The 26,592-nt window shown below is 71.7% G+C and carries 22 protein-coding genes; 8 read left to right on the forward strand and 14 right to left on the reverse strand.

Annotation, left to right across the window (positions count from 1 at the left end; all coding sequences use genetic code 11):
* Window positions 1-5: 5 nt before the first annotated feature.
* From ACIBP6_RS11355 to ACIBP6_RS11365, 3 genes are read left to right on the forward strand one after another with little or no spacing between them, the layout of a single operon-like run.
* The gene (locus ACIBP6_RS11355) at window positions 6-1,148 is read left to right on the forward strand and encodes a toxic anion resistance protein (protein ID WP_397051122.1); all 1,143 of its coding nucleotides are present in this window, start codon (window positions 6-8) and stop codon (window positions 1,146-1,148) included.
* Complete coding sequence (locus tag ACIBP6_RS11360; protein ID WP_397051123.1) at window positions 1,145-2,749, forward strand: vWA domain-containing protein; 1,605 nt, start codon at window positions 1,145-1,147, stop codon at window positions 2,747-2,749. The genes ACIBP6_RS11355 and ACIBP6_RS11360 overlap by 4 nt, the downstream gene beginning before the upstream one ends.
* Window positions 2,736-3,356, forward strand: a complete 621-nt coding sequence (locus ACIBP6_RS11365) for a hypothetical protein (protein WP_397051125.1) — start codon at window positions 2,736-2,738, stop codon at window positions 3,354-3,356. The genes ACIBP6_RS11360 and ACIBP6_RS11365 overlap by 14 nt, the downstream gene beginning before the upstream one ends.
* Window positions 3,357-3,362: 6 nt before the next feature.
* On the opposite strand, the gene ACIBP6_RS11370 is transcribed toward ACIBP6_RS11365, so the two are convergent.
* Window positions 3,363-5,441: an alpha-galactosidase gene (locus ACIBP6_RS11370; protein WP_397051127.1), complete on the reverse strand. Its 2,079-nt coding sequence runs from the start codon at window positions 5,439-5,441 to the stop codon at window positions 3,363-3,365.
* Window positions 5,442-5,615: 174 nt separating this feature from the next.
* Here ACIBP6_RS11370 and ACIBP6_RS11375 point away from each other — a divergent pair, with 174 nt between their 5' ends.
* From ACIBP6_RS11375 to ACIBP6_RS11385, 3 genes are all read left to right on the forward strand, one after another.
* Entirely contained in the window at window positions 5,616-6,506 is an 891-nt protein-coding gene (locus ACIBP6_RS11375) for a siderophore-interacting protein (protein WP_397051129.1), read from the forward strand.
* A gap of 248 nt (window positions 6,507-6,754) precedes the next feature.
* Complete coding sequence (locus ACIBP6_RS11380) at window positions 6,755-7,066, forward strand: STAS domain-containing protein (protein ID WP_397051130.1); 312 nt, start codon at window positions 6,755-6,757, stop codon at window positions 7,064-7,066.
* Window positions 7,067-7,095: 29 nt separating this feature from the next.
* Window positions 7,096-8,508: an RNB domain-containing ribonuclease gene (locus tag ACIBP6_RS11385; protein WP_397051132.1), complete on the forward strand. Its 1,413-nt coding sequence runs from the start codon at window positions 7,096-7,098 to the stop codon at window positions 8,506-8,508.
* Window positions 8,509-8,562: 54 nt separating this feature from the next.
* Here the strand turns inward: ACIBP6_RS11385 and ACIBP6_RS11390 are convergent, their stop codons facing one another.
* The 8 genes from ACIBP6_RS11390 to ACIBP6_RS11425 form a co-directional block, all read right to left on the reverse strand.
* On the reverse strand, window positions 8,563-10,242 hold the full coding sequence (locus ACIBP6_RS11390; RefSeq protein WP_397051134.1) for an ABC transporter ATP-binding protein: 1,680 nt from the start codon (window positions 10,240-10,242) through the stop codon (window positions 8,563-8,565).
* 527 nt (window positions 10,243-10,769) lie between these two features.
* Window positions 10,770-13,493 (reverse strand): DEAD/DEAH box helicase, encoded by a 2,724-nt coding sequence (locus ACIBP6_RS11395; RefSeq protein ID WP_397051136.1) that lies wholly within the window; start codon window positions 13,491-13,493, stop codon window positions 10,770-10,772.
* 67 nt (window positions 13,494-13,560) lie between these two features.
* A complete protein-coding gene (locus ACIBP6_RS11400; protein WP_397051138.1) occupies window positions 13,561-14,493 on the reverse strand; it encodes a diacylglycerol/lipid kinase family protein in 933 nt (310 codons plus the stop codon).
* A 52-nt stretch (window positions 14,494-14,545) separates the two neighbouring features.
* A complete protein-coding gene (tatC, locus tag ACIBP6_RS11405; protein ID WP_397051140.1) occupies window positions 14,546-15,448 on the reverse strand; it encodes a twin-arginine translocase subunit TatC in 903 nt (300 codons plus the stop codon).
* Between the two features lie 36 nt (window positions 15,449-15,484).
* Entirely contained in the window at window positions 15,485-15,814 is a 330-nt protein-coding gene (gene tatA, locus ACIBP6_RS11410) for a Sec-independent protein translocase subunit TatA (protein WP_397051142.1), read from the reverse strand.
* 80 nt (window positions 15,815-15,894) lie between these two features.
* Window positions 15,895-16,074, reverse strand: a complete 180-nt coding sequence (locus ACIBP6_RS11415; protein ID WP_132622294.1) for a hypothetical protein — start codon at window positions 16,072-16,074, stop codon at window positions 15,895-15,897.
* Window positions 16,071-17,051, reverse strand: a complete 981-nt coding sequence (locus ACIBP6_RS11420) for a helix-turn-helix transcriptional regulator (RefSeq protein WP_397051144.1) — start codon at window positions 17,049-17,051, stop codon at window positions 16,071-16,073. The genes ACIBP6_RS11415 and ACIBP6_RS11420 overlap by 4 nt, the downstream gene beginning before the upstream one ends.
* A gap of 73 nt (window positions 17,052-17,124) precedes the next feature.
* Window positions 17,125-18,075 (reverse strand): helix-turn-helix transcriptional regulator, encoded by a 951-nt coding sequence (locus tag ACIBP6_RS11425; protein WP_397051146.1) that lies wholly within the window; start codon window positions 18,073-18,075, stop codon window positions 17,125-17,127.
* A gap of 38 nt (window positions 18,076-18,113) precedes the next feature.
* Here ACIBP6_RS11425 and ACIBP6_RS11430 point away from each other — a divergent pair, with 38 nt between their 5' ends.
* Window positions 18,114-19,181 (forward strand): DUF3866 family protein, encoded by a 1,068-nt coding sequence (locus ACIBP6_RS11430; RefSeq protein WP_397051148.1) that lies wholly within the window; start codon window positions 18,114-18,116, stop codon window positions 19,179-19,181.
* Here ACIBP6_RS11430 and ACIBP6_RS11435 read toward each other — a convergent pair.
* On the reverse strand, window positions 19,127-19,606 hold the full coding sequence (locus ACIBP6_RS11435) for a DUF3291 domain-containing protein (RefSeq protein ID WP_397051150.1): 480 nt from the start codon (window positions 19,604-19,606) through the stop codon (window positions 19,127-19,129). The two genes, ACIBP6_RS11430 and ACIBP6_RS11435, sit on opposite strands and share 55 nt — an antisense overlap.
* Before the next feature lie 474 nt (window positions 19,607-20,080).
* On the reverse strand, window positions 20,081-20,728 hold the full coding sequence (locus tag ACIBP6_RS11440) for a helix-turn-helix transcriptional regulator (RefSeq protein WP_397051152.1): 648 nt from the start codon (window positions 20,726-20,728) through the stop codon (window positions 20,081-20,083).
* 428 nt (window positions 20,729-21,156) lie between these two features.
* On the opposite strand from ACIBP6_RS11440, the gene ACIBP6_RS11445 reads away from it, so the two are divergent.
* Window positions 21,157-21,384 carry a transposase gene (locus tag ACIBP6_RS11445; protein WP_397051512.1) on the forward strand — a complete coding sequence of 76 codons (228 nt, stop codon included), beginning with the start codon at window positions 21,157-21,159 and terminating at the stop codon, window positions 21,382-21,384.
* Between the two features lie 227 nt (window positions 21,385-21,611).
* On the opposite strand, the gene ACIBP6_RS11450 is transcribed toward ACIBP6_RS11445, so the two are convergent.
* From ACIBP6_RS11450 to ACIBP6_RS11460, 3 genes are all read right to left on the reverse strand, one after another.
* A complete protein-coding gene (locus ACIBP6_RS11450) occupies window positions 21,612-22,556 on the reverse strand; it encodes an FKBP-type peptidyl-prolyl cis-trans isomerase (RefSeq protein WP_397051154.1) in 945 nt (314 codons plus the stop codon).
* Window positions 22,557-23,332: 776 nt separating this feature from the next.
* The gene (gene pafA / locus ACIBP6_RS11455; protein ID WP_132623400.1) at window positions 23,333-24,691 is read right to left on the reverse strand and encodes a Pup--protein ligase; all 1,359 of its coding nucleotides are present in this window, start codon (window positions 24,689-24,691) and stop codon (window positions 23,333-23,335) included.
* A 125-nt stretch (window positions 24,692-24,816) separates the two neighbouring features.
* Window positions 24,817-25,341, reverse strand: coding sequence for a hypothetical protein (locus ACIBP6_RS11460; protein WP_397051156.1), 525 nt, complete (start codon window positions 25,339-25,341; stop codon window positions 24,817-24,819).
* Window positions 25,342-26,592: the final 1,251 nt, after the last annotated feature.

The raw sequence follows: 26,592 nt of genomic DNA on the forward strand, positions 1-26,592 counted from the left end.
CGTACGTGTCCGATCTGGTGCTCACGCCGCCCGAGCCGGTCGCCCCGGTCCCGGCCGAGACGGCGGCCACCATGCTGCCCGTGGCCGGCGAACGCGCGGCCGAGCTGACCGCCAAGGCGCGGGAGTTCGCCGACGAGCTGAGCGGCATCGACCCGCGCTCGCCGGAGTTCACCCGCAAGGTGCACGACATCTCCTCGATGGGCGACACCGAGGTCAGGTCCGCATCCCAGGTGGCCAACCGCATGCTCAAGCGGCCGGTCGCGGCGCTGGACGCGGCCAGGGACGAGGGCTCCGACGCCCAGACCAAGGTGGCGAGCGGGCTGGTGGCGCTGCGCCGTACCGTCGTGGACCTCGACCCGAAGCACGCCACCGGCGGGCCGCGCAGGCTGCTGGGGCTCATCCCGTTCGGTGACCGGCTGCGCGACTACTTCGCGAAGTTCCACTCCGCGCAGCACCACCTCGACGACATCATCCGCGCGCTCAAGTCCGGCCAGGACGAGCTGCTGCGCGACAACGCCGCCATCGAGGGCGAGAAGGCGAACCTGTGGGAGACCATGACCCGGCTGCAGGAGTACGCGGTCATGGCCCAGGCGATGGACGCCGCCCTGGAGGAGCGCATCGCGCGGGCCGACGAGGCGAGGGCGACGGCGCTGCGCTCCGACGCGCTGTTCGCCGTCCGGCAGAAGCACCAGGACCTGCTCACCCAGCTCGCCGTCTCCGCGCAGGGCTACCTGGCCCTCGACCTGGTGCGCAAGAACAACCTGGAGCTCAGCAAGGGCGTCGAGCGGGCCACCACGACGACGGTCGCCGCGCTGCGCACGGCGGTGACGGTGGCGCAGGCGCTGGCGAACCAGAAGCTCGTCCTCGACCAGATCACCGCGCTGAACGCGACGACCGGCGACCTGATCCGGGCCACCAGCGAGATGCTGCGCACTCAGGCGGGCGAGATCCAGAACCAGGCGGCCGCGGCGACCGTGGACCTGGACACGCTGCGCCAGGCGTTCGACAACGTCTACGCCACGATGGACCTGATCGACTCCTTCCGCGCCAAGGCCACCGAGAGCATGGCGGCCACGGTGGACAGCCTGTCGTCGGAGCTGCAGCACGCCAGGACCTACCTGGAGCGCGCCCGGGAGACCCCGTCATGAGCCGCGTCATGAGCCGCGTCATGAGCCGCGTCATGAGCCGCGTCATGAGCCGCGTCATGAAGGGGACGGCCCTGCTGTCGGCGCTGCTCCTGGTGGCCGCCTGCGGCTCCGCGGGCGAGCCCGCCGACGGCCCCGACGTCCTGCGGGTGCTGGCCGGCAGCGAGATCAAGGACCTGGAGCCGCTGCTCCGGCGGGCCGAGAGCGAGACCGGCGTCCGGGTGCGGCTGACGTACACCGGCACTCTGGACGGCGCGGAGCAGGTGGCGAGCGGCCGCGCGGACGGACGGCAGGACGCCGTCTGGTTCTCCGCCAACCGCTACCTGTCCCTCATCGACGGCGCCCAGGCCCGGCTGTCCACCCAGACCAAGATCATGATCTCGCCGGTCGTGCTGGGGCTGAAGCCGGCCAAGGCGAGCGAGCTCGGCTGGGACACCAAGCCGGTCACCTGGACGGGCATCGCCGAGGCGGCGAGACAGGGCCGCTTCAGCTTCGGCATGACGAACCCGGCCTCCTCCAACTCGGGCTTCTCCGCCCTGGTCGGCGTGGCCGCGGCGCTGTCGGACGCCGACGGCGCGCTCAGCGCCGACCAGGTCTCCTCGGTGACGCCCCGGCTGAAGGAGTTCTTCTCCGCGCAGCGGCTGACGGCCGGCTCGTCGGGCTGGCTGGCCGACGCCTACGCCCGCGACCCGCGCGTGGACGGCATGGTCAACTACGAGTCGGTGCTGCTGGGCGCACGCGAGCCGCTCACGATCGTCTACCCGGCCGACGGCGTGGTCAGCGCCGACTACCCGCTCACGCTGCTGGCCTCCGCGCCGGAGGGCAAGAAGGCGCTGTACGGCAAGCTCGCCGCCTGGCTGCGCACCCCCGCCGTGCAGAAGGAGATCATGACCGGCACCCACCGCCGGCCGATCGTCGCCGGCGTCCCGCCGGACCCGCGCTTCGGCTCCGCCCAGCTCATCGAGCTGCCCTTCCCCAACCGGCGCAGCACCGCCGACGAGCTGATCGCCACCTACCTCAACCAGGTGCGCGTCCCGGCGGAGGCGGCGTTCGTGCTGGACACGTCCGGCTCGATGCAGGGCGACAGGATCGCGGCGCTGCGGCGGGCGCTGGTGGCGCTGACCGGCGCCGACACCTCCGCCTCCGGCGCGTTCTCCCGGTTCCGCAACCGCGAGTCGGTCACGATGATGCCGTTCGACGACGCGCCGGGGTCGCCGGTCCCGTTCACCGTGCCAGAACGCGACCCCGCGCCCGTGCTGGGCGAGATCAGGCGGTTCGCCGAAGGGCTGGAGGCGGCGGGCGGCACGGCGATCTACGACAGCCTGAAGGCGGCCTACGACCGGCCGGTCACGCCGGGCCACTACGGCTCGATCGTGCTCATGACCGACGGCGAGAACACCGACGGCTCCGACTACGCCGCCTTCGAGGCCCACTACCGGTCCCTGCCGGAGGAACGGCGCCATACGCCGACGTTCGTGGTGCTGTTCGGTGAGAGCGACGCCGAGGAGATGCGCCGGGTGGCCGAGCTGACCGGCGGAGCCGTGTTCGACGCCCGGTCCACGTCGCTGACGGAGGCGTTCAAGGAGATCCGTGGCTACCAGTGAGCGGATCCTGCGCTACCTGGGCTCCACCAGGAACATCGCCGGCTCGTGCCTGGCGCTGCTCGGCCTGGCAGGGCACTTCCTGGGGCTGACGGGCGCGTTCTGGCCGGTCGTCGTGATCGCGCTGTACGGGGTGGGCGCGCTGCTGGCCCCGCCGGAACGGGTCCGGCTGACGATCTCGCACGCCGAGGTGGAGACGCGGGCGCTGCGGGCCGACCTGGACGGGCTGCTGCGGCGGATCGACGGGCGCTTCCCGCCGGACGTGCACGCCGCCGTCCACGGGCTGGCCGAGGTCATCGGGGACGTGCTGGCCAGGGCCGACCAGCTCACCACCTCCCCCGACCAGCTCCACGTGGTGTCGCAGACGATCCGCCGCTACCTGCCGGCGAGCCTGGAGGCGTACGCGAACCTGCCGCGCCGCTACGCCCTCACCCGGCGGGCCGGGCGGGAGCGCAGCGCGCACGACGAGCTGCTGGCCCAGCTGGCGCTGCTCGACGCCCGGATGGGCCAGGTCGCCGAGGCGATCCACCGGGGCGACGAGCAGGCGCTGCGCGACCAGGGCCGGTTCCTGCGCGACCGCTTCGGCGGCTCCGGCCTGGACCTGACCTGAGGCCCGTCAGACCTGTTCCAGCTCCACCAGCAGCGCCGACGCGGGCCGCAGCGCCGGGGCGGGCAGTCCCAGCTCCCCCAGCACCGAGCCCGCCACCCGCACCGGCGCCCCTGCCCACTCCGGCAGCAGCGCCCGCTCGGGCACCGGCCCCGCGACCCGCACCTCGTACACGGCCTGCGGGTCCAGCCCCGGCAGCCGCAGCGGCTCGGCGCCGGACGCCACCCGCGAGGTCAGCTGCACGAACGCGTACACCGCCCGCTCGGGCAGGACCACGCCGTGCAGCAGCGCCGACGGGTCCGGATGGTCGGCGCGCACCACCCGGCCGGCGTGCAGCAGCGGCCGCAGCCGCTTGTGCAGCGCGATCCAGGTGGCCAGCTCCTCCAGCTCGGCCTCGCCGGCGGAGGTCAGGTCCCACTCCACGCCCATGTGCCCGAACAGCGCGGTCGCGGCCCGGAACGCCAGTGGCAACATCCGCCCGGTGATGTGGTCGCGCGGCGCGCCGACGTGGGCGCCCAGCCGCTCCGGCGGCACGAGCAGGCCGGTCCAGCGCTGGATCTGCTGCCGGTCGAGGGCGTCGTTGCTGTCGGAGGTCCACACCCGGTCGGTGCGCGCCAGGATGCCGTAGTCGACGCGGGCCCCGCCGGACGAGCACGACTCGATCTCCAGCCCGGGGTGGCGGCGGCGCAGCTCGTCCAGCAGCCGGTAGGTCGCCAGGGTCTGCGCGTGCACGCCGGGCGCGCCGTCGTGCACGGGCTCGGCGATGTCGCGGTTGTGGTCCCACTTGATGTAGTCGAGCGCGTACTCGCCGACCAGGGTGTCCAGCCGTTCCAGCAGGTACGCGTACGCCTCCGGCCGGGCCAGGTCGAGCACCTGCTGGTGGCGCTGCGGCGGCGGCATGCGCTCGGCCCGGCCGAGGATCCAGTCGGGGTGCTCGCGGGCCAGGTCGGAGTCGGGGTTGACCATCTCCGGCTCGAACCACAGGCCGAACTGCATGCCCAGCTTGCGCACGCGGTCGGCCAGCGGGTGCAGCCCGCCGGGCCACACGCCCTCGTCGACGTACCAGTCGCCGAGGCCGGCGCGGTCGTGGCGGCGGTGCCGGAACCAGCCGTCGTCGAGCACGAACCGCTCGATCCCGGCCGCCGCCGCCTTGTCGGCCAGCTCCAGCAACCGGTCGAGGCCGTGGTCGAAGTAGGTGGCCTCCCAGTTGTTGAGCGTGACGGGACGCACCGGCAGGGGGCGGGCGCGCAGGTGGCCGTGCAGCCGGGCGCTCGCGTCGTCCAGCCCCGTGCCGGACCAGGAGAAGTACACCCACGGCGTGGAGTAGCTCTCGCCCTCGCCGAGCACGACCTCGCCCGGGTCGAGCAGCTCGCCCGCGCCGATCAGCGCCGCGCCCTCGGGGACGCGCTCGGCGTAGTGAACGTGGTCGCCGCTCCAGCCGGCGTGCACGGCCCACAGCTCGCCGGAGCGGAACCCGAACCCCTCGGTGCCGGCCACCAGCAGCCCGGTGCCGTCGTGACCGGTGCGCCCGCGCCGGTTCTCCCGCGACCACACCCCGTGCCCGAACGCCCTGCGCTGCGGCACCTTCTCCAGCGCCCACCGGCCGGTGAAGTCGAGCAGCTCGCCCGCCCGCCCGGGCACCGGCAGCGCGCACACCAGCCCGCCCACCCGGTACGGCGAGGCGGCGGTGTTCGTCAGCGTGTGTCGCATCGACACCAGGCCGCCCGCGTCCATGACGAGCTCGCTCACCAGCCGCAGACCCGCCCGGTCGTCGGCGGCCACGACGGTCACTGTCCCACCCGCTGTGCCACCCGCTGTGCCACCGCCGGTTTCCATGCTCTCCACGGTCCACCGCACCGGCCAGTGCTCGCCGTCCCTGACGCCCGACAGGCCGGGGCGGCCGTACCAGCCGTCGCCCTGGGCGGGCAGCAGCGGCGGCGCGGAGCCCAGGGACGCCGGCGCCGGCAGCAGTCCCGGGCCCTCGACGGGCCCGAGCCCGGCGCCGAAGTGGCGCACCCGAGGCAGACCGGGGCCTGAGTCGTCGAGCACCAGGGCGGCGCTCGCCGCCGAAAGGATGACGGGAGACACGAGCAGCTCCTTACGCGGGGGCAGGCGCCGGACCTCAGGGCCCGCCGCCTGACGGGGCTACAGACGTACCGACGCTACCGCCAGGCCGGGTTCCGCACGAGGCCGGGCGGACTGGCGCGAACCGCCCCGATCGATTAGGTTAGGCTCACCTAACATTGATCGGAGTTTTCCGGAATGGCCGAGCCCTTTCGCATGTTCGACGTCCGCGTGGACCGGCTCCAGCGGCTGAGCCCGTCGTTCCTGCGCGTCACCTTCACCGGCGACGACCTGCACCTGTTCGCCGACAACGGCTTCGACCAGCGGCTCAAGCTCATCCTCCCGCTGCCGGAGCACGGCCTGGCGCATCTGCCGAAGGGTTCCGACTGGTACCTCACATGGCGGGCACTCGACGACGACAAGCGCAACCCGATGCGTACGTACACCGCCCGCAGGGTCCGCCCCGAGGCGCGCGAGCTGGACGTCGACGTGGTCATGCATCCCGACGGCGGCCCGGTCGCCCGCTGGGCCGAGACCGTGCGGCCCGGCGACGTGGCCGCGCTCTACGGCCCCAACGCCGCCCACGAGGGACGGCACGGCGGCCTCGAGTTCCACCCGCCGGCCGCGACGGGCTGCGTGCTGATCGCCGGGGACGAGACCGCGGTGCCCGCCATCTGCGCCATCCTGGAGCGGCTGCCGGCGCACCTCGCGGGCGAGGTGCTCATGGAGGTGCCCGGCGACGACGACGCCCTGCCGGTGGAGACGGCCGCCTCGGTCAAGGTGACCTGGCTGGCCAGGAACGGCGGCGCGCGCGGCGCCGGCCTGATCCCGGCCGTCCGGGCCGCCGCCGACCGCCTCCTGCCGCCCCTGCCCACGCCGGAGAGCTTCGAGGACGTGGACGTCGACTCCGAGGAGCTGTGGGAGGTCCCGCAGGAGGACGCCCCCGACTACGGCCCTCTGTACGCGTGGCTGGCCGGCGAGGCCGGCGTCATCAAGACCCTGCGCCGCCACCTGGTCGCCGAACGCGGCATGGACCGGCGCTCGGTCGCCTTCATGGGCTACTGGCGCGACGGCCGCCCCGAGAACTGACCCGCTCCCCGGCACGAGCGCGGCCGTGCCGGGACGGGAGAATCCCGTCGTCCGAGCCCTTGTCCCGAAGAGAACCATCTGCCGGGGAACCCCTCCCGCCAACCCCGGACAGACATGTACACTCCATTCCGGAAGCACTCAGTCGCTCTAAGTGACGCATCCATCTACATCTGGTGCCTAGGGCACAGGGCGGAACCGCGCTCCCATTTTGGAACGATCCCGGCCCTGAGAGAGCGCGGAAAGACCGAATGGACCCACTCCACCTGACCACCACGCGGCGTGCGGACACGCTCACCGTGAGCCTGTCCGGCGAGCTCGACATCGCCAACTCCGAGGCGCTCCGCGGCCAGCTGTTCACGCTGCTGCACGAGGCGGGCCACGCGCGACTGGTCGTCGAGCTGAGCCGGCTGTCCTTCATCGACGCCGCCGGGCTCGGCATCCTCGTCTCCGTACGCAACCAGGCCCGCCGCCAGCACACGCCCATGCGGATCGACGGCGTGCCCCCGGCCATACGGCGGCTGCTGCGCATCACCGGTCTGGAGACCCACCTCACCACCTGACCGGCGGCCCGCCCGATAGGTTGTCGGGCGTGCAGGTCCCCGATCAGATACCCCTGAAGCTGGACGACGGGTTCCACCGGATCGAGCGGGAACACCGCCTCCCCACCGGCTTCCCGCCGGCCGTCCTCGACGAGGCGGACTGGGTCGCCAAGGTGCCGCGGCTGCCCGCCACCGACATGACCGACGTGCCGTTCGTCACGATCGACCCGCCCGGCTCGATGGACCTCGACCAGGCCCTCCACCTGGAACGGCTGGGCGCCGGCTACCGCGTCTGGTACGCCGTCGCCGACGTCGGCGCGTTCGTCCGCCCCGGCGGCGTGATCGACGCCGAGGCCCGCTCCCGCGGCGAGACCGTCTACCTGCCGGCGGGCCGGGTGCCGCTGCACCCCGTGGTCCTGTCGGAGGGCGCCGCCAGCCTGCTGCCCGGCGCCGAGCGCCCGGCCGCGGTGTGGTGCGTCGACCTCGACGCCGACGGCCGCGTGATCGGCGCCGACGTGCGGCGCGCCCTCGTCCGCAGCCGCGAGCGCCTCGACTACGCCTACGTGCAGGCCGCCGTCGACACGGGCACCGCCGACGGCGTCCTGGCGTTGCTGGCCGAGATCGGCCGGCTGCGCCTGGCCCTCGAACGCGAGCGCGGCGGCGTCACCCTGCCCGTCCCCGAGCAGGAGGTGACGCACGACGGCGGCCGCTACCGGCTGCGCTTCCGGCTGCCGCTGTCCGCCGAGGCGTGGAACGCGCAGATCTCGCTGCTGACCGGCATGGCGGCGGCCGCCATGATGCTCGACGCCGAGGTCGGCGTGCTGCGCGTGCTGCCCCGGCCGAGCCCCGGCGACCTGGCCAAGGTCCGGCGGGTGGCGCAGGCCCTGGACGTGCCCTGGCCCGACGGGGCCGGCTACGGCGCCGTGGTGCACGACCTGGATCCCAAGAACGGCCGGCAGGCGGCGTTCCTGCACGAGTCGAAGGTGCTGCTGCGCGGCGCCGGTTACGTGGCCTTCGACGGCGCGCCGCCCCGGACGGCCGAGCACGCGGCGGTGGCGGCCCCGTACGCGCACGTCACGGCTCCGCTGCGGCGCCTGGCCGACCGGTACGCGACCGAGGTGTGCCTGGCGGTCGCCGCGGGCGAGCCGGTCCCGTCGGACGTGCGGGCGGGGCTGGAGGTGCTGCCGGGCCTGATGTCGGCGGGTGGGCGGCGGGCGGGGGCGGTCGAGCGCGCGTGCGTGGACCTGGTGGAGGCGTTCCTGCTGCGCGACCGGATCGGGCAGGCGTTCGAGGCCGTGGTGATCGACGTGGACCAGCGGCACGGGGACGGGCAGGTGCAGATCACCGAGCCCGCCGTCATCGCCCGCTGCGACGGCGACCTGCCCCTGGGCGAGCAGGTCGTCGTCCGGCTGTCCCGCGCTGATCCCGCCACCCGCGAGGTCCGCTTCACCCTGGCGGGCTGACGAAAACGCGGCACCCGCCCCGCGCGACAGCGGGACGGGTGCCGGGAGGTGCCCTCAGGGCGTTCCGCAGTTGTTGCCGCGGAACGGCCGGAACGGGACGCCGACGCGCCGCAGCCGGATCCGCTCCCCCCGCGGAACCGGCTCGATCCGCACCACACGCGCCCCCTCCGGCACGTGCCGCATGTCGTGCGTGATGAGCAGCGTCGTCCGCCCGGCCATGAGCCGCTGCAGCGGGCCCATCACCTGGGCGGCGGTGACCTCGTCCAGCCCGGTCATGGGCTCGTCGAGCACCAGCACCGGCGCGTCGCGCAGGATGGCCCTGGCGATCGCGATCCGCTGCCGCTGCCCGCCGGACAGCAGCCGTCCGCGCTGTCCCACCGGCGTGTCGTAGCCCTGGGGCAGCACCTTGGCGAAGTCGTGCACGCCCGCCGCCTCCGCCGCCTTGATCACCTCGTCGAGCGAGGCCTCCGGGCGGGCGTAGGCGATGTTGTCGCGCACCGACCCCGAGAACAGCAGCGTCTCCTGCTGCAGCACGGTGACGTTCTCACGCAGCGACCGGCGCGTCAGGCGCCGGATGTCCGTGCCGTCCAGCAGGATGCGCCCGCTGTCCGGGTCGTAGAACCGCAGCAGCAGTTTGACCAGCGTCGACTTGCCCGCGCCGCTCGGCCCGGTGAGGACGACGACCTCGCCGGGACCGGCCGTGAACGACAGGTTCCGCAGCACCTGCCGCCCCCGCCCCGGATAGGAGAAGCCGACCCCGTCGAACTCGATCCGGCCGCTGGTCCTGCCCGCGTCCACGGCGTCCTCGGCGTCGGTGACGCGCGGCTTGGCCGACAGGACCTCGATGACCCGGTCGGAGCCCGCCGCCGCCTCGGAGACCGTCAGGGCCAGCTCCCCCAGGCTCTGCACGGCCGGGTAGAGCATGGCCAGGTAGGCCGCGAAGGCGAGCAGGCCGCCGATCGTCAGCCGGCCGGACGCGATCTCCCACGCGCCGACGCCCAGGATGACGATCAGGCACAGCGTCTCGATGACCTGGACGGAAGGTCCGTACACGCCGGACAGCCACGCCTGCGTCATGTTGGCGCGCAGCCAGCCGCGGCCCTCGGTGTGCAGGCGTCCCGACTCGGCCTCCTGACGGTTGTACGCCTGCACGAGCGGCTGGTTGGCCAGCCCCTCCTCCAGGACGCTGTTCATGGCGCCGTTGCTGGTGCGCTCGCGCGCCGCCGCCGTCCTGAACCTGGAGGCGAAAACCTTGGAGACCACCAGGAACAGCGGGATCAGCGCCATCGTGACGAGCGCCAGGTCCCAGCGGATGAAGAAGGCCGCACCGGCGAAGAAGACCACGCTGGCGGCCGTGGTGATGATACGGACGAGTCCGGATCCGACGAGTTCCTCGATGGCCTCCACGTCGTCGGTGAGACGCGCCATCAGGTCACCCAGCCGCCGCTTCTCCGAGAACTCCGGCGCGAGCGTCTGGATGTGCGCGTACACGCGGTCACGCAGGACCAGCAGGAACCGTTCGCCGCCCAGCGCGGTGAGATAGGACCCCGCGAAGGACGCCACCCCGGCGAGCGCGGCGAGCCCGAGCCAGACGAACGCGGGCACCCAGAAGGCGTCCAGCCGGCGGGTCGTCAGCACCTCGTCGGTGATGTATCCGAACAGGCGGATCGCGGCCACTTCGCACAGCGCGGCCAGGATGGCGAACACCACTCCTGCCGCGAACAGCCGGCGCAATCCGCGAGTGTCCGGCCAGAATTCCCGAAATGTACGGCGAATGGAAATCGCCGGCGCGAGTTCCCGGCCGGAGACGTTCAATGAGAGCCGGCGGACAGGCCGCCGGCCCTCATGGGTGCTATCTACTAGCAGCACCCCCACCACCTAACGACACGGACGCAGCAGTACCGGCGCCAGCGGCGCCGCCTGCGGCAACCCCATCCCTGCTGGTAGCCGACTTTGGCGAATCGCGTGCTAGCCATCTTTCCTCCCCCGATCGATTGACTGCACAAATCGGACATTAGCACCCGAAAGACGTCAAAGCAGCTGATAACTGGTGATTTCAGAGAGACTTGACTGGCCAATCCAGACTGGACAGGCAGTTGGGAACCAGCGTTAAATGCGATGCAAATGAGTAAAGACATAAGACAACGTCAAACCAGCCCCAATGATGCTTCTCAGCACTAGCACCCACCGACCCCGCCCTGAGCCGGGAAACAGCGATCGGCCCTCCCCGTCCGCGACGAGAAGGGCCGATCCGCGCAGGCTCAGGTCAGCGACGAATACGCCACCACACCGCGCCGCATCGCGTCGATCGCCTTGACCGCGGTCTTCCTGACCTTGCTCTGCTCCGGCGCCGCGTTGCCGAGCTGCCCGAGCAGGTCCATCAACTGCTTGATCCACCGCACGAAGTCACCGGCCGCCAGCTCGCTGCCGTTGACGCCGTCCATCAGCACCGCGTCGAGGCTGTGGCCCTTCGTCCACCGGAACGCCGCCCACGCGAACCCCAGGTCGGGCTCGCGGATCGTGGACAGCCCGTGGTCGGACTCGATGCCCTCCAGCTCGCCCCACAGCCGGATCATCGCCGTCAGCGCGTCCTGCGCCCGCCCGGCGGGGATCTTGGGACGCCGCGCGTCGTCGGCCGCCCGCGACTCGAACACCAGCGCCGACACGCACGCCGCCAGCTCCGCCGGGTCGAGCTCCTCCCACAGCCCTTGCTGCAGGCACTCGGCGGTCAGCAGGTCGAGCTCGGTGTAGAGGCGGCCCAGCCGGCGGCCCTCGTCGGTGACCGTCTCGCCGTCGAGGTAGCTCAGCTGCTCCAGCACCGAGCAGATGCGGTCGAACGTCTTGGAGATGACGTGGGAGCGGCCCTCGACGCGGCGGCGCAGCCCTTCCGCCTCGCGCAGCAGCTTGTGGTAGCGCTCCGCCCAGCGCGCGTGGTCCTCGCGCTCGTCGCAGCCGTGGCACGGATGCTGCCGGATGCGCCGGCGCAGCTCGTTGACCTCGTCGTCCTCCACCGCGTGGTCGCGCGCCCGCGGCGGCTTGCCCAGGTCACGGTCGCCCATCTTGGCCAGCAACGTGGAGACGAGGTTGGCGCGCTCCTTCGGCGAACGACCGTTGAAGTTCTTCGGGATGCGCAGCTTCTCCAGCGGCTCGACCGGCACCGGGAAGTCGGCGGGGTCCAGCTTCTTGATCTGCTTGCCGATCGTCAGCACCAGCGGGCTCGGGCCGTGACCGCGCGGGTTGCGGCCCGGGTCGAGCACGATCGCCAGGCCCGCCCGGCGCCCGCCGGGCACCCGGATGACGTCGCCCGGCTGCAGCGCCTCCAGCGACCGCACCGCCGCCGCCCGCCGCGCCGCGCCGCGCTGGCGCGACAGCTCCGCCTCGCGGTCGGACAGGCGCCGGCGCAGCGCCGCGTACTCGGGGAAGTCGCCCAGGTGGCACGTCATCGCCTCCTGGTAGCCCTCCAGGGCCTCCTCCTGCTTGCGCAGCTGCTTGGCCAGGCCCACGACCGCCCGGTCGGCCTGGAACTGCGCGAACGACTCCTCCAGCAGCGTCCGCGTGCGCTCGCGGCCGAACTGCCCGACCAGGTTGACCGCCATGTTGTACGACGGCTGGAAGCTCGACCGCAGCGGGTACGTGCGCGTGCCGGCCAGCCCCGCCACCGACAGCGGGTCCATGCCCGGCTGCCACAGCACCACCGCGTGACCCTCGACGTCGATGCCGCGCCGCCCCGCACGCCCGGTCAGCTGGGTGTACTCCCCCGGCGTCAGGTCGGCGTGGGTCTCGCCGTTCCACTTGTCGAGCTTCTCGATCACCACGCTGCGGGCCGGCATGTTGATGCCCAGCGCCAGCGTCTCGGTCGCGAACACGGCCTTGACCAGCCCGCGCGTGAACAGCTCCTCCACGACCTCCTTGAACGCCGGCAGCATGCCCGCGTGATGGGCCGCCAGACCGCGCTCCAGGCAGTCGCGCCAATCCAGGTAGCCGAGCACGGCGAGGTCCTCGTCCGGCAGGTGCGCCGTGCGCTCGTCGACCAGCTGGCGGATCTCGTGGCGCTCGCGGTCGGTGGTGAGCCGGATGCCGGCATACAGGCACTGCTGCACCGCCGCGTCGCACCCGGCCCGGGAGAAGATGAACGTGATCGCCGGCAGCAGCCCCTCGGAGTCGAGCTTCTCGATCACCTGCACCCGGTCGGGCGGGCGCGAGCGCTGCGGCCTGCCGTAACCGCGCCGGCCCCGACCGGCCGTCAGCCGCTCGGCGTCGCGGGTCACCCGCATCAGCGTGGGGTTGATGCGCGGCGGCAGCTCGTCGGTGATGAACAGGTCGTAGACGCGGTTGCCGACCATCATGTGCTGCCACAGCGGCACCGGGCGGTGCTCGTCGACGATCACCGTGGTGTCGCCGCGCACCTCGCCCAGCCACTCGCCGAACTCCTCGGCGTTGCTGACCGTCGCCGACAGCGCCACCAGCCTGACCGACTCGGGCAGGTGGATGATGACCTCCTCCCACACCGCCCCGCGGAACCGGTCGGCGAGGTAGTGGACCTCGTCCATCACCGCGAAGCCGAGCCCGGCCAGCGTGGCCGAGCCGGCGTAGAGCATGTTGCGCAGCACCTCGGTCGTCATGACGACGATGGGGGCCTCGCCGTTGACGCTGTTGTCGCCCGTCAGCAGGCCGACCTTGGCGGTGCCGTAGCGCTTGACCAGGTCGTTGTACTTCTGGTTGGACAGCGCCTTGATGGGGGTGGTGTAGAAGCACTTGCGCCCCTGCTCCAGGGCCAGATGGACGGCGAACTCACCCACCACCGTCTTGCCCGACCCCGTCGGGGCCGCCACCAGAACACCGTCTCCTGCTTCGAGGGCCCGGCAGGCGTCGAGCTGGAAGTCGTCCAGCTCGAAGTCGTAGAGACCTCGGAACGATCTCAGCGCCGCCCCGTCGTCCTCGAGCTTCTGACGGAAGGCCGCATAGCGTTCCGCTGGCGTTGTCATACTCGCCAGCCTACCGAAATCGGGATTCCGGTCCGTCCTGCCGGCGGGCGCCTTTACAAAGTAGATTTCACGCGATGACGCGCAACGCGCCGGGCCGCACCTCGCACTCCACCGGGGCCGCCCCCACCCGCTCGCCGTCGGCGTAGGCGACCACGCCGGGCGCCTCCAGCCGTACGCTGCGCACCCGCCGCACCGACACCGCGCGGTGGCCGACGTGCGTGCCCCGGTAGACGCTGGGGAAGACGCGCAGGAACTCGGCCTTGGAGACGGCTTCCAGCATCACCACGTCGAGCAGCCCGTCGTCGGGCAGCGCGCTCGGGCACACCCGCATGCCGGCGCCGTACGAGCCGGTGTTGGCCACCGCGACCAGCATCGACTCGCGTTCGACCACCTCACCCCCGTCGAACGTGACGCGGAACGGGATCGGCCGGAACGTCCGCAGCTCCTGCGCCATCGCCACCAGGTAGCGGCTCTGCCCCGGCGGCCAGGCGCGCAGACCGGCCCACCCGCCGGCCCGCTCGCCGGCCCGCTCGCCGGCCCGCTTGTTGGCCCGCTCGTTGACCCGCGAGTCGAACCCGCAGCACAACACCCCGGCGAACAGCTCCTCGGCCGCCCCCGTACGGACGCTCACGGCGTCGACCGGCCGCTCCTTCATGCGCAGCACCGCACGCGCGGCGGCGATCGGGTTCGCGGGCACGCCGAGCGCGGCCGCGATGTCATTGCCGGTGCCGGCGGGGATGATGCCGAGCGGCACGTCGGTGCCGGCCACGGCCTGGACGGCCAGGTGCACGAGACCGTCGCCGCCGAAGGCCACGAGCGCGTCAGGACGCTCGGACACCGCGGTGCAGGCGCGTGCCAGCGCGTCGGCGGCGTCGTCTCCGACGATCACCGACAGCTCGGCGCCGCCGGCGCGCAACCGGCGCGCCACGGGCTCGAGCACGCGCAGCGTTCGCCCGCCGCGCGCGGCGGGATTGACCAGCAGGGCCAGATGGGGGGACACCCCCGGAACCTATCGCCTATCGCCCCGGACGGGAATGGCGTTCAGGCGGGCGTCAGCGCTTGTCCGTGCCTGCTTCTCCGTCGACCGGGGCCGGGTCGTCCAGCGGCGTCGGATCATCCAGCGGCGAGGTGTCCTCGGCCAGCGGCGAGGCCTCGTCGTCGGACAGGCTGGAGAAGTCTTCCGCGGGCCTGCGCTTCTCCCGCATGTACATGAAGAACTCGGCGAGGAAGTACAGAACGATCATCGGCATGGCCAGCGCCATCATCGTCAGCGGGTCGCCGCCGGGCGTGATGACCGCCCCGAAGACGAACATGACGAAGATGACGGTACGCCGGTGCTTCTTCACCGTCGCGTACGACAGAATTCCGATGATGTTCAGGAACACCAGCAGCAGCGGAAGCTCGAAGGAGACGCCGAAGATCAACAGCATGATCAGGACGTAGTTGAGGTAGTCGTCGATGCCGATGGTGGCGACGGCGCCCTCGGGCGAGAACCCCAGCAGGATGCCGAGGCTGGTGTCCATGATGAAGTACGCCAGCGCCGCGCCCAGCGCGAACAGCGGGACGGCGAGACCGAGGAAGGTGATCGAGTACCGCTTCTCGCTGCGGTAGAGCGCCGGGGTCACGAACGCCCAGATCTGGTAGAGCCAGACGGGCGACGACACCACGAGGCCGATCATCAACGAGACCTTCAGCGTGGTGAAGAAGGACTGGAAGATGCCGGTATAGGTGAGACTGCAGTCCCCGTTGAGCTGGCGCGACTGAGCGGTTTCGCAGAAGGGGGCCTTGAGCGTGTCCCACACCGGGTCGAAGAAGAACCACCCGATGACGATGCCGACCACGATGGCGGCAAGCGCGATGAGCAGCCGGTTGCGCAGCTCACGGAGGTGCTCCATGAGCGGCATGCGGCCCTCGGGGTCACGTGTGGGCTGGCTTGACCGTTTGAGCAGCGCCATCTAGCAGTCCTGGTGACGAGGAGGGACGGGGGTCGGTCAGTCGCGCTTGTCGGCCTGCGCGGCGGCGCCGGCGCGCAGCCTGGCGGCCTGCTCCTCGAGCTGGCGGGCCTGCTCCTCGGCCGACAGCGTCGGCTGGGGGGCCGGGATCTGCTGCGGCTGCACGGGCTGCGGCTGCGGTTGAGCGGCCTGGGCCTGCACGGTGTGGGTGGTCTCGTCATCGTCGTCGCGGAGCTTGGCGGTCTCCGACTTGAAGATGCGCAGCGACCTGCCGACGCCGCGGGCCATCTCGGGAAGCTTCTTCGCGCCGAACAGGAGGACGAGCACCAGTGCGATGATCAGAAGTTCGGGGACACCGAGTTGCGACATGAAACGCCCTTTTCTAACTAGTGCCTGTTTCAGCCACGATCGTACGCTGCCGGAGGCGTGCTCTCACCCCCCCTGCACCGTCAATCTTGGCCGGTCGATCTTGGCCCAGTCGATCCGGCCCGCCCCGGCTCCAGCCGAGCCTTGGCCACGTCGACCTCCCTCCTCAGGGTACGCGCCGCGCCGACGACGCGAGCACCGGCCACGGCGAGCGCGACCAGCCCGGCCACGCCCAGGCCCAGGGAGATGAACAGCATGGTCATGACTGGTGAGCGTACAGGGCCAGGGCACGACCGGCCTCGCGGCGTACGGCCTCGGTCATCTCGGGCGGCGAGACCACCCGGCCGGTGTCGCCCAGGCGCAGCGCCAGCTTGATGATCCAGTCCTGGTCGCGGGCCCGCAGCGCCACCCGCAGCCGCCCCTCGCCCAGCTCGGTGACCTCCTCGCACGGGTAGTACTCGGCCACCCACCGCCCGGCGGCGCTCAGCTCCAGCTCGACCAGCTCGTCGGTCGGGGAGGGCCGGAAGACGCCCTGGGTGACGTCGATGGGCTCGGCCTCCTCCGGCGGATCGGCCGGCACGTCGAGCACGTCGACGCCCAGCATCCGGTCGAGCCGGAACAGCCGCATCGCCTCGGCGCGGTAGCACCAGCCCTCGAGGTAGCCGCGACCGTCGACGACCACGATCCGCATGGGGTCGACCTCGCGCGGGGTCACCTCGTCACGGCCGGGCACGTAGTAGCGCAGCGACAGCCGCCGGCCCCGCGAGAGCGCCTCGCGCACCCGCGGCAGCGCGTCCGGCGCGGCGTCGACGTCGACCGCGACCTGGCTGCTGACGGTGGCGGCGCCCTCGCCCGCGGCACGCTCCAGCTTGGCCGTCACCCGGGCCAGCGCGTCGCCGGACTCCCCGCCGTTGACGGGCAGGGCCAGCTCGGGGGTTGCGGCCAGGGTGCGCAGCGCGACCAGCAGGGCGCTGGCCTCGTCGACACCGAGCCGCAGCGGCCTGGCGATGGTCTCGGCGTTGTCGATGAGGATCTCGCCGCCGTCCCACGAGACGTCGATGAGGTCGCCAGGGGTGTGGCCGGGCAGCCCGCACATCCACACCAGTTGCAGGTCGTCGATCAGCTGCTTCTCGCTCAGCCCGAAGACCGCGGCCACCTCGCCGACCTGCGCCCCGGGGTGGGACATCAGGTACGGCACCAGCGCCAGCAGCCTCGGCAGCCGATCCGCGGACGCGCTCATGCCGACCCCCCGATCGAAGACCCGGCGCCCCTGCCGTGCCGGACGCCTCGCGCCGTCACGCCGGTTCGTGTTGTCACGCCAGTGCCCCCTTCAGACGACAGATGACGGCCTCGCGGGCGTCCGGCGGCTCGACCACCTCGACGTCGGCGCCGAGGCTGGCCATCCAGCCGGCCAGCCGCTCAGGATCGGTGAAGGTCAGCTCGGCCACGTCCCACCCGTCGGTTCCTGGACGCACGTCCTTGGCGAGGCTGCGCAGCCCCTCGCAGGCCCCCTGCCGGACGCGGACGACGGCGACGCGTTCCTCCACCGGCTCGTCGCGGTAGCCCACCATGCCGCGCAGGTCGATGCCCTCGGGCACCTCGACCACGCCTGCCTTGCCGACCGCGGTGACCGGGCCGGTGATGCGGCTCAGCCGGAAGACGCGCGGGGCGTCGCGGTCGCGGTCGAACCCGGCGAGGTACCAGCGCCCGCGCCGGCTGACCACGCCCCACGGCTCGACCGTGCGGCCGCGCACGCTCTCACTGCCGGCGCCGCGGTAGTCGAAACGCACCACGCGGCGGTCGCGCACGGCGTCCCACAGGGCGGGGAAGGCGGGGTCGCGGGTGTCGACCCGCAGCTCCAGCGGCCCCGTGCCGACGGGATGCTCGGTGGCCACACCGGCGGCGCGCAGCTTGAGCAGCGCCCCCGAGGCGGCCTCGGCCAGGCTGGCCCGCTGCCACACCTGGGCGGCCAGCCCCAGCACGGCGGCCTCGTCGGGCTCCAGGGTGATCTCCGGCAGCTCGTACGACTCCCGCTCGATCCGGTAGCCCGGCTCGTCCTCCCACGGGTCGCGGACCACGTCGATGGGGATTCCGATCTCGCGCAGCTCGTTCTTGTCGCGCTCGAACATGCGCTGGAACGCCTCGTCGCCGTCGCGGTCGTAGCCGGGCACCGCCTGGCGGATCTGCTCGGCCGACAGCGGGCGGCGGGTGGCGAGCAGGCAGATCACCAGGTTGAGCAACCGTTCTGTCTTACGGCGCGACATCTGCCTCACTCCTCCTTCATCGACGCTACCCTGCCCCCGTGATCAGATGGCGCAAGGGCGAGGTCGTACGGATCCGACGCGAGTGGCCGGGAGCGGTGGAGCTGGACGTCACCGTCCCCGAGGGGGAGTGCCGGGCGCTGGCGTATCCGCCGCTGGTGGGCCGCCCGGAACCCGGTGACGAGGTGCTGCTCAACACGACCGCACTCGCGATGGGTCTCGGTACGGGAGGTTACGCCATGGTGGTGGCCGTCCCGAACCGTTTGCCGGAAGATCCGCAGGGTCCCGGGCACCTGGTGAAGGCCCGCTACACGCCGCTGCAGGCCACGGTGCTGGGCGCCGACGAGCAGGGCTCGCCCCATCACGACGTGTTGCGCGAGGCCGACTCGGTCGACGGCATGCCCGTCGTCGTCGCCGACCTGCACTCGGCGCTGCCGCCCATCCTGTGCGGCCTGTACGCGTCGCGGCCGGGCGTGCGGGTGGCGTACGTGATGCTGGACGGCGGGGCGCTGCCGGCGTGGTTCTCGATGGCGGCGGCCCGGCTGCGGGAGATCGGCTGGCTGACGGGCGTGGTGACGGTCGGGCAGGCGTTCGGCGGCGACGTGGAGGCGGTGACCGTCCACACCGGGCTGCTGGCGGCGCGCCACGTGCTCCAGGCCGACGTGGCCGTCGTCGCGCAGGGCCCGGGCAACCTGGGCACGGGCACGCGCTGGGGCTTCTCCGGGGTGTCCGCGGGCGAGGCGGTGAACGCGGCGGGCGTGCTGCTGGGCCGCCCGGTGGCGGCCCTGCGGGTCAGCGAGGGCGACCGGCGCGAGCGCCACCACGGCCTGTCCCACCACTCGCTGACCGCCTACGGCCGGGTCGCGCTGACCCCCGCCGACGTGCCGGTGCCGGAGCTGCCGGGCGCGTTCGGCGAGCGGATCAGGCGGCAGGCCGAGCCCTTGGCCGAACGCCACCGGCTGGTGCCCGTCCCGGTGGACGGCCTGCACGAGGCGCTGCGCGAGTCACCGGTGCGGCTGTCCACGATGGGCCGCGGCCTGGAGGAGGACCTCGCCTACTTCCTGACCTCGGCGGCGGCGGGCAGGCTGGCGGCCTCGCTGCTGGCGTAGAACTCCTTGAACGTGAACGCCTCCGGGCCGGGCCCCTCGGCCCTGAGGCGTTCGAGGCGTGCCATCCCCTCGGCCAGCGACGGGATGTGCCCCTCGGGAACCCACCACATCACCGTGTACGGCTCCGCCATGCGCAGGAACCACTCCTTGCGCCGGCGCAGCACCTCGAGGTGGGGGCTTCGGTAGATGTAGTTCCACAGCGACTCGCGCGACTCCCACACCGAGAAGTTGACCAGCAGGTAGTCCCCGTAGTCGTGCACGACGGTCGCGGTGGGGTCGGCCTCGCTCTCCTTGAGCCGCCAGACGAACCCCGGGGCCTGGTCGGCGATGGCGTTGACGGGCTCGAGCAGTGCGACGAACTCGGCGAGCTGGGGGCTGTCGATGGGGGCGCGCAGATGGGCGATGTTGAGCTCCGCGAGATGCATGACGCTCAGCACACCACCCGCACCGCTTCTATGTCAATATCCATTTATTTTAGAAACCCTTGGAGCCGGCACCAGGACCGGGCGGCACGTCGACGTCCGCCTGAACCCATCGATGTTCCGCCCCCGCCATCCCGACGACTCCTGGTCACCACCGCATCTCACACCCGCCACCCCTACGCCCTTGAGCCGCCTGACCACGCACCAGCTACCCCTACGTCCTCGGCCCCGGGCTCTTGGCGGGTACCCCTTCACTGTGCGTCGGCCGCTCCTGGGCTGTTCGCCACGCCCTTGGCCGTCCCAACATCCTTGGACTCACCGCCAAGGTCACCCCCGCCCCGACTCCACACCAGCAGCCGTGCATGCCGCCGCACCTCCGATGCCCCGCCAGACAACCCTGGACGCTCCCCCAACACATCCCGACGGTCGCGAACAACCCTTGGCTCCTGCGCACTCAAGCGCGGCTGACGGGGTCCTTCATGGCGTCGGCGAGGCGTCGAGCACAACACAGCACTCCCCCGGGCGTGGGTCCAGCCGCGCCCGGCCCGGGTCGTCACCCAGCCCCTCCAGCAATCCCTGGCACAGCGCCAGATTCATCGAGCACACCAGCAGCGGCTGCTCCTCCGCCAGCACGTGGAACGGACAGTTACGCAGACGCGTCCGGCCGCCCTCAGCGGTGTAGGGCTCGTAGCCGCGCCCAGTCAGCACCCGGTCGACCGGCTCACCCCGCCGGCGCCCGCCGATCCGCGCGCCCGCGGAGCGAGCCGCCTTCTCCGCCGCCTCCTCGGCACCGAGCGCGTCCACCACGTCGGCCAGCGCAGCAGCCAGGGTGACGTAGTCGCGCGGCGGCAAGCTCACCGACCGCTCGCCCGCGGCCCTGCGGTACACCTTGGCGGGCCGCCCGCTGCCCGGCCCCTTCTTCACCGGCGCCCGGAAGCCGCTCTCCAGCAGCCCGGCCTCCACGAGCTTGTCCAGGTGGTGACCGGCCAGCGTGCGCGACACCCCCGCGGCATCAGCCGCCTCCCCGCGCCCCACATCACCACCGCTGGAGACGACCACGTCGTACAGACTGCGGCGAACGGGATCGTGCAGCAGGGCCATCGCCTCGAGGTCGTCGCTACTCACAGCGGGAGTCTACGAGCCGACGCCACCCGGCCGGCCGTGCCCAAGCCCGCCTCCTCACGGTCCTCCGGTGGGACGGCCGCGGTGGCCCCCTGCCCGCCCCGCAACCTATGGGCACCCGCTCCAGCCCCGCCGGCAGCTCCCCACGGGAAACCCACCGAGGCCCCACGGACGAACGTGAAGTCGATGAGACAGTGACCCACCCCCACACGTGAGCGGTGTACTGGACGATCGCCCCCGCCGCCGGTTGACCGCCCGACGACCATCTCGCTCACCCTCCCCGTCCGACGGCCACCCTCGTCGCCCATGGAGACGCCGCGCCATGGCGCGAACCGGGACAGAGATCAATCCGTCGCCGAATCCGGAGCCGACCATGCGCCCCAGGTCCCCGCCAAGAACGGCCGCGTCGTCCAGACCGACCGCACCACGACCTGCGGGCCGCCGCCCGCCAGGCCGCCACCGATCCGGACTGGCAGGCCGACTACCGCCGCCGGCGACCACCCATCGCCCGCACCGTCTCCTGGATCGTCGCCCGCGCGGACCGGCGATCACGCTACATCGGCACCGTCAAGAACAACGCCTGGCTCCACACCCACGCCGCAGCCCTCAACGTGCGAACCCTGATCAACCTCGGGCTCACCCGGACCGACGGCATCTGACACTCGCCCCAGCCCGGCCAAGCCACCCCGCGCAGCCCATCCACCCGCTCAGGAACACAGCGGGTGACAAGACCTTCAGTGATCTTCTACCCCGCCACCCGACGGCGACGGCGCCACCCGGAAGGGACACCGGCGGCGGCTCGGCGCTCCTGCTCCTCCCATGCGAAAGGCCCGGCGGTCGGATGCCGCCGGGCCTCGCAATTGCTACCGAATCGTCACATAGCCCGTCAGTACGCTCCCAGGACGTCCACCACGAACACGAGCGTGCTGTTGGCGGGGATGCCCTGCTGCTCCTGCGCGCCGTAGCCCATCTCCGGCGGGATGCTCATCACGACGCGGCTGCCGACCGGCACCCCGGCCAGGCCCTTCTGCCAGCCCTGGATCACCTGGTTGAGCGGGAACTCGGCCGGCTCCCCGCGCTCCCAGCTGGAGTCGAACTGCTGGTCGCTACCCCAGATCTTGCCGGTGTAGTGGACGGTGACCATCTGGTTCGGATTCACCTTGGCGCCGGTGCCCTGGATGACGGTCTTGACGACGAGATCCTTGGACGCCTTCTCGTCGGTCTTGGTGGTGAGCGTCGGCGCCTTCTCCCCACCCGGGTTGTCCACCTTGACGCCCTTGATGCTCTCGCCGGTCTCCTTGCCGGTGGCGACCTTCAGCGCCGGCGGCTGCGTACCGACCACGTCGAACACGAACACCTTCGTCGGCTCGGCGGCCGTCGCCTGCGGCTGGGCCTCGACGTCGCTGGCGAGCACGGCCAGCAGCCGGCCGCCGTGCTTGACCTTGGTGAAGCCTTCCTGCAGCACCTGGGGCAGCTGCTCGTTGACCGGAATCGTCTCCGGCGCCTTGGTGTCGTAGGAGGAGCCCTGGGCGGCGTTGCCCTTGCCGTCCCAGTTCCAGACACTCAGGTTGACGATCACGCGGTCGCCCGCCTTGATGCCCTCGCCCGAGCCCGGCTGGATCACCTCGTAGGAGGACTTGGTCGCGGGCGAGCCTGCGGGGAAGGTCACCGTGGGCTTGGCGCCCACGCTCCCGCTGACCTTGAACCCGGAGGCGGCGGCCCCGCTGGCGGTGGCGGTGGCGGTGGCGGCGCCGGTGCCGTTGTCGGATCCGCACGCGGCGGCGAAAAACATCAAAGGCACGGCGGCCAGTACGGCCAGAGCGCGGCGCATCGAATTTCCCTCGGAAAAGACATCAGATTCGCGTCACACTACCCGAATCCGCAGTAGGGCCGAGGTAAACGAACCTCCACGTCCCCGGCAACCCAGCGCTCACCCCCCATTTCTCCGGGCATCCCGCCCGCTACCAAACACACAGAAGGCGCAACTCCGAGAAGAGACTTTGCACAGTCCACAGGGTTATCCCGTCACACACCTTGTGTCCGACAGCCCCGGCTGAAGTCCATGACGGGTCCAACGATTAAGGCAGGAACAGACACCTGACGTAGGCCGAAAGTCGCATCAACCCCTCGACAGCGCTGCTCCAGCGCCCCCGCCACACCTGATCGGGAACGAATCCCCGAAGCGGCCCGCCGCGGGTCACCGAGCAGCCCCCACGGAGACGCATCGGCCGGTCGCTCCAACACGGCGAGCCCCCGCACACCTGCGCCAGCCGGCCGCTGAGCAGCCTTCGCCGCCCGTCCTACCGCACCCGAGCTGACCGACGCCCGGATGAACCTGCGGACACCCCATCCTGGAGAAGCCTGATCCAGGCTCACCGGCCACCAGAGCCGGCGCCTCATGGGCCGGCCGCCGCCCGCGACGTACCCGAATCGACGCCCCCCGGACACACCGGCACGAGCTGTGGCACCGGACAGACCTGCACCGGGCGTACCGCACGACCCCGGGCCGATCGGCACCGGGCACACGCCCTGGCCGACCGGCGGGCCGCCGTAGCGGGCGGCAGCCGAGGGAGGGTTCACTCCCCCGGCCACCGGGCGCTTCGGCGGCTACATGCCCGCGATCAGCTTGTCGACCCGCTCGTCCACGCTGCGGAACGGGTCCTTGCACAGCACCGTGCGCTGCGCCTGGTCGTTCAGCTTCAGGTGGACCCAGTCGACGGTGAAGTCGCGCCGCTTCTCCTGCGCCTTGCGGATGAACTCCCCGCGCAGCCGCGCCCGCGTGGTCTGCGGCGGCACCGACTTGGCCTCGAAGATCTTCAGATCGGACGCCACCCGCTCCACCGAGCCGCGCTTCTGCAGCAGGTAGTACAGCCCCCGCTTGCGGTGCACGTCGTGGTAGGCCAGATCCAGCTGGGCCACCCGGGGCGAGGACAACGGCAGATCGTACTTCTTCCGGTAACGCTCGATGAGCTGGTATTTCGTCACCCAGTCGATCTCGCGCGAGACCAGGTCGAGGTTGCCGGTGTCGACCGCGTGCAGCGTACGCTCCCACAGGTCGAGGACCCGGTGCGTGATCGCGTCACCGCCCCGGCGGTCGACGAAGTCTTTCGCCTTCGACAGGTATTCCTGCTGGATCTCCAGGCTGGACGCCTCACGCCCGTTGGCCAGCCGCACCCTGCGCCGGCCGGTCATGTCGTGGGAGACCTCGCGGATGGCCCGGATCGGGTTCTCCAGCGACAGGTCGCGCATCACGATGCCCGACTCGATCATGCGCAGCACCAGGTCGGTGGCGCCGACCTTGAGCAGCATGGTGGTCTCGCTCATGTTGGAGTCGCCCACGATGACATGCAGGCGCCGGAAGCGCTCGGCGTCGGCGTGCGGCTCGTCGCGCGTGTTGATGATCGGCCGGGAACGCGTGGTGGCGCTGGAGACGCCCTCCCAGATGTGCTCGGCCCGCTGCGAGACGCAGTAGACCGCGCCGCGCGGCGTCTGCAGCACCTTGCCGGCCCCGCACACGATCTGCCGCGTCACCAGGAACGGGATGAGCACATCGGCCAGCCGCCCGAACTCCCCGTGCCGGCCGACGAGGTAGTTCTCGTGGCAGCCGTAGGAGTTGCCGGCGGAGTCGGTGTTGTTCTTGAAGAGATAGATGTCACCCGCGATGCCCTCTTCACGCAGCCGCTTCTCGGCGTCGACGAGCAGCCCTTCGAGGATGCGCTCGCCGGCCTTGTCGTGCGTGACGAGCTCGATGACGTTGTCACACTCGGGTGTTGCGTATTCAGGATGACTGCCCACGTCGAGGTACAGACGTGCGCCGTTACGGAGGAAGACGTTGCTCGATCGGCCCCAAGACACGACCCGCCTGAACAAGTAGCGCGCGACCTCGTCGGGCGACAGCCTGCGCTGCCCCCTGAACGTGCAGGTCACGCCGTACTCGTTCTCGAGCCCGAAGATGCGACGATCCATCACCTCACACTATGCCCACGGATCGGCCTACGGGAGAGATCTCCCAGGTGTTTTCCCATCGGAACCCCCACATGACCGTTTCGTCCCGCGCCCGCCCCCACGGGGCGCGGGACCCGCGGCCTCCCTCAGGGCGTGAAGATCTCCTGCACCCGCACGATCTTCCCCTTGTGGACGGTGATCAGTGCGGGGTGCCGGGCGCGGTCGTGCCGCTTGACCAGCGTGGCCGTGGAGCAGCGCTTGGCGCCGAGCCCCGTCTTCCGGTCGACCGTCAGATCCGTCATCGCCGGCCCGCACCCGTACGCGGACAGGTACACCACGCCCTTGGCGACGGGCGAGGCGTACGCTCTGACGTCACCCTCGGGCGGCCCCTCGAAGTGCCCCTCCGTGCGGGTGCCCTTCTTCCAGCGGATCGGCTCGTACTCGGCGACGCCGCCGCGCACGTCCGTGATCCAGCCGCGCAGGACACCGTTGCCGCGCGGGCTCAGGGCCTTGGTGAAGTCGTGCTTCGGGTCGGCCTGGAACGTCGTGCCGAAGATCTTCGGCGCCTTGTACTTCGGGTACGCGGTCGTGGCCTGCGCCGCCACACCCGAGGTCAGCATCACGGCCACGGCCGCGCCGGCCGCGAGAATGCCACGCAGAGGAGTGTTCACGGACCATCAGACCCAGCGTTTCCCCCGCAAGTTCAGACGATCCCGAGTGAAACACATCACACCCACACCACCCCTCCCCCAAGACACCGCCCCGGAACGAACCTCCGCGCGCCCGGCAGCGACAACTGAACGCGACAGCCCACTGCGAGCCATAGCCACCCACGCCCGCGACCCGACAGCAGCCAACGGCCACTCGATGGCATGCCATACGCGCCCCAGCCGCGACGAGGCGCCCTCATCCACACCCGGCCCCAACGGCGACCGAGACAACGACCTCAAGCTCGCGGAGCTCCAGGTTCAGCCCGGAAGGCCCCCGCAGATCACCCGCGCCGTCCAAGTCCCACAGTCGGTACGCCTCGCGGCCTGCCCTGATGACTCGTCCACTCAGCCCGCCCTGGTGACCGATCTTCTCGGTACCGCTCTGACGACCGCTCGCCGCCGCCCGGAGACCCGGCACTCCCACACCAGACCGAAGCGCCCGAACGCGCCTTGCAGAGCCGCAGCAAGCCCCTGACCGCGACGACGCCCATGCTGCCCAGCCGGGGCGCCTGATCGCGGCGGATCGCGTTCAGGGCGTCCGGCTCCCGCGATATCGGGCCTCTCGGCCAGAGTGCCGGGCCAGCGGGCCGGCGTGTCCATCGGTCGACGAAGCCGGGCAACGGGTCCTGGCGTACCTTCCTCCGGACGGGTGACAGGCGTGGGGACACGGCTACGTACCGGACGGCCAGGCGCACCGGCGGCGGCGTCCCAGGGGCCAGCAGGAGCCTGCTCGCCCCCCTCGCGAGCTTGCCCGGCCCACTGAGGAGCCCCGCCCCGACAGCAGCACCGTGGGGTTCAACGTGCTGCGCCACTGTGAGTGTCTGCTGAGCGCCCCCTCAAGCCACTCCATCCCGACCGGGCAGGGACGAACGTAGCGCCGACACGGGCCCTCTCCGCCCCAACGGCCCGCAGGGTCAGCAACCGGTCCTCGCACCGGACACGCGTAGCCCCCTCAGAACGTTCGACCAGTACCCGTGCCGGCCGGAGTGGGAAGCGCGGGTGTCCCTTGTGTCCCTGCCCGGTGGACCGGCCACCGGGAGCACGTCTACAGGCATGGCGGGGATGGCCGTTGGGCGTCCCGCAGGGGATGGCCGTTGGGCGTCCCGCAGCTTGCCCCATCCCAGGATCCCTGCGGGCGCATTCACCCGTCCGTGCAGCCACCAGCCCGGCCACGCACGCCCGTACCCCACAGGAACGCCCAGAAGTGCGCTG

This window comes from Nonomuraea terrae, from assembly GCF_044465245.1.
In the GTDB taxonomy this organism is placed as follows: domain Bacteria; phylum Actinomycetota; class Actinomycetes; order Streptosporangiales; family Streptosporangiaceae; genus Nonomuraea; species Nonomuraea terrae.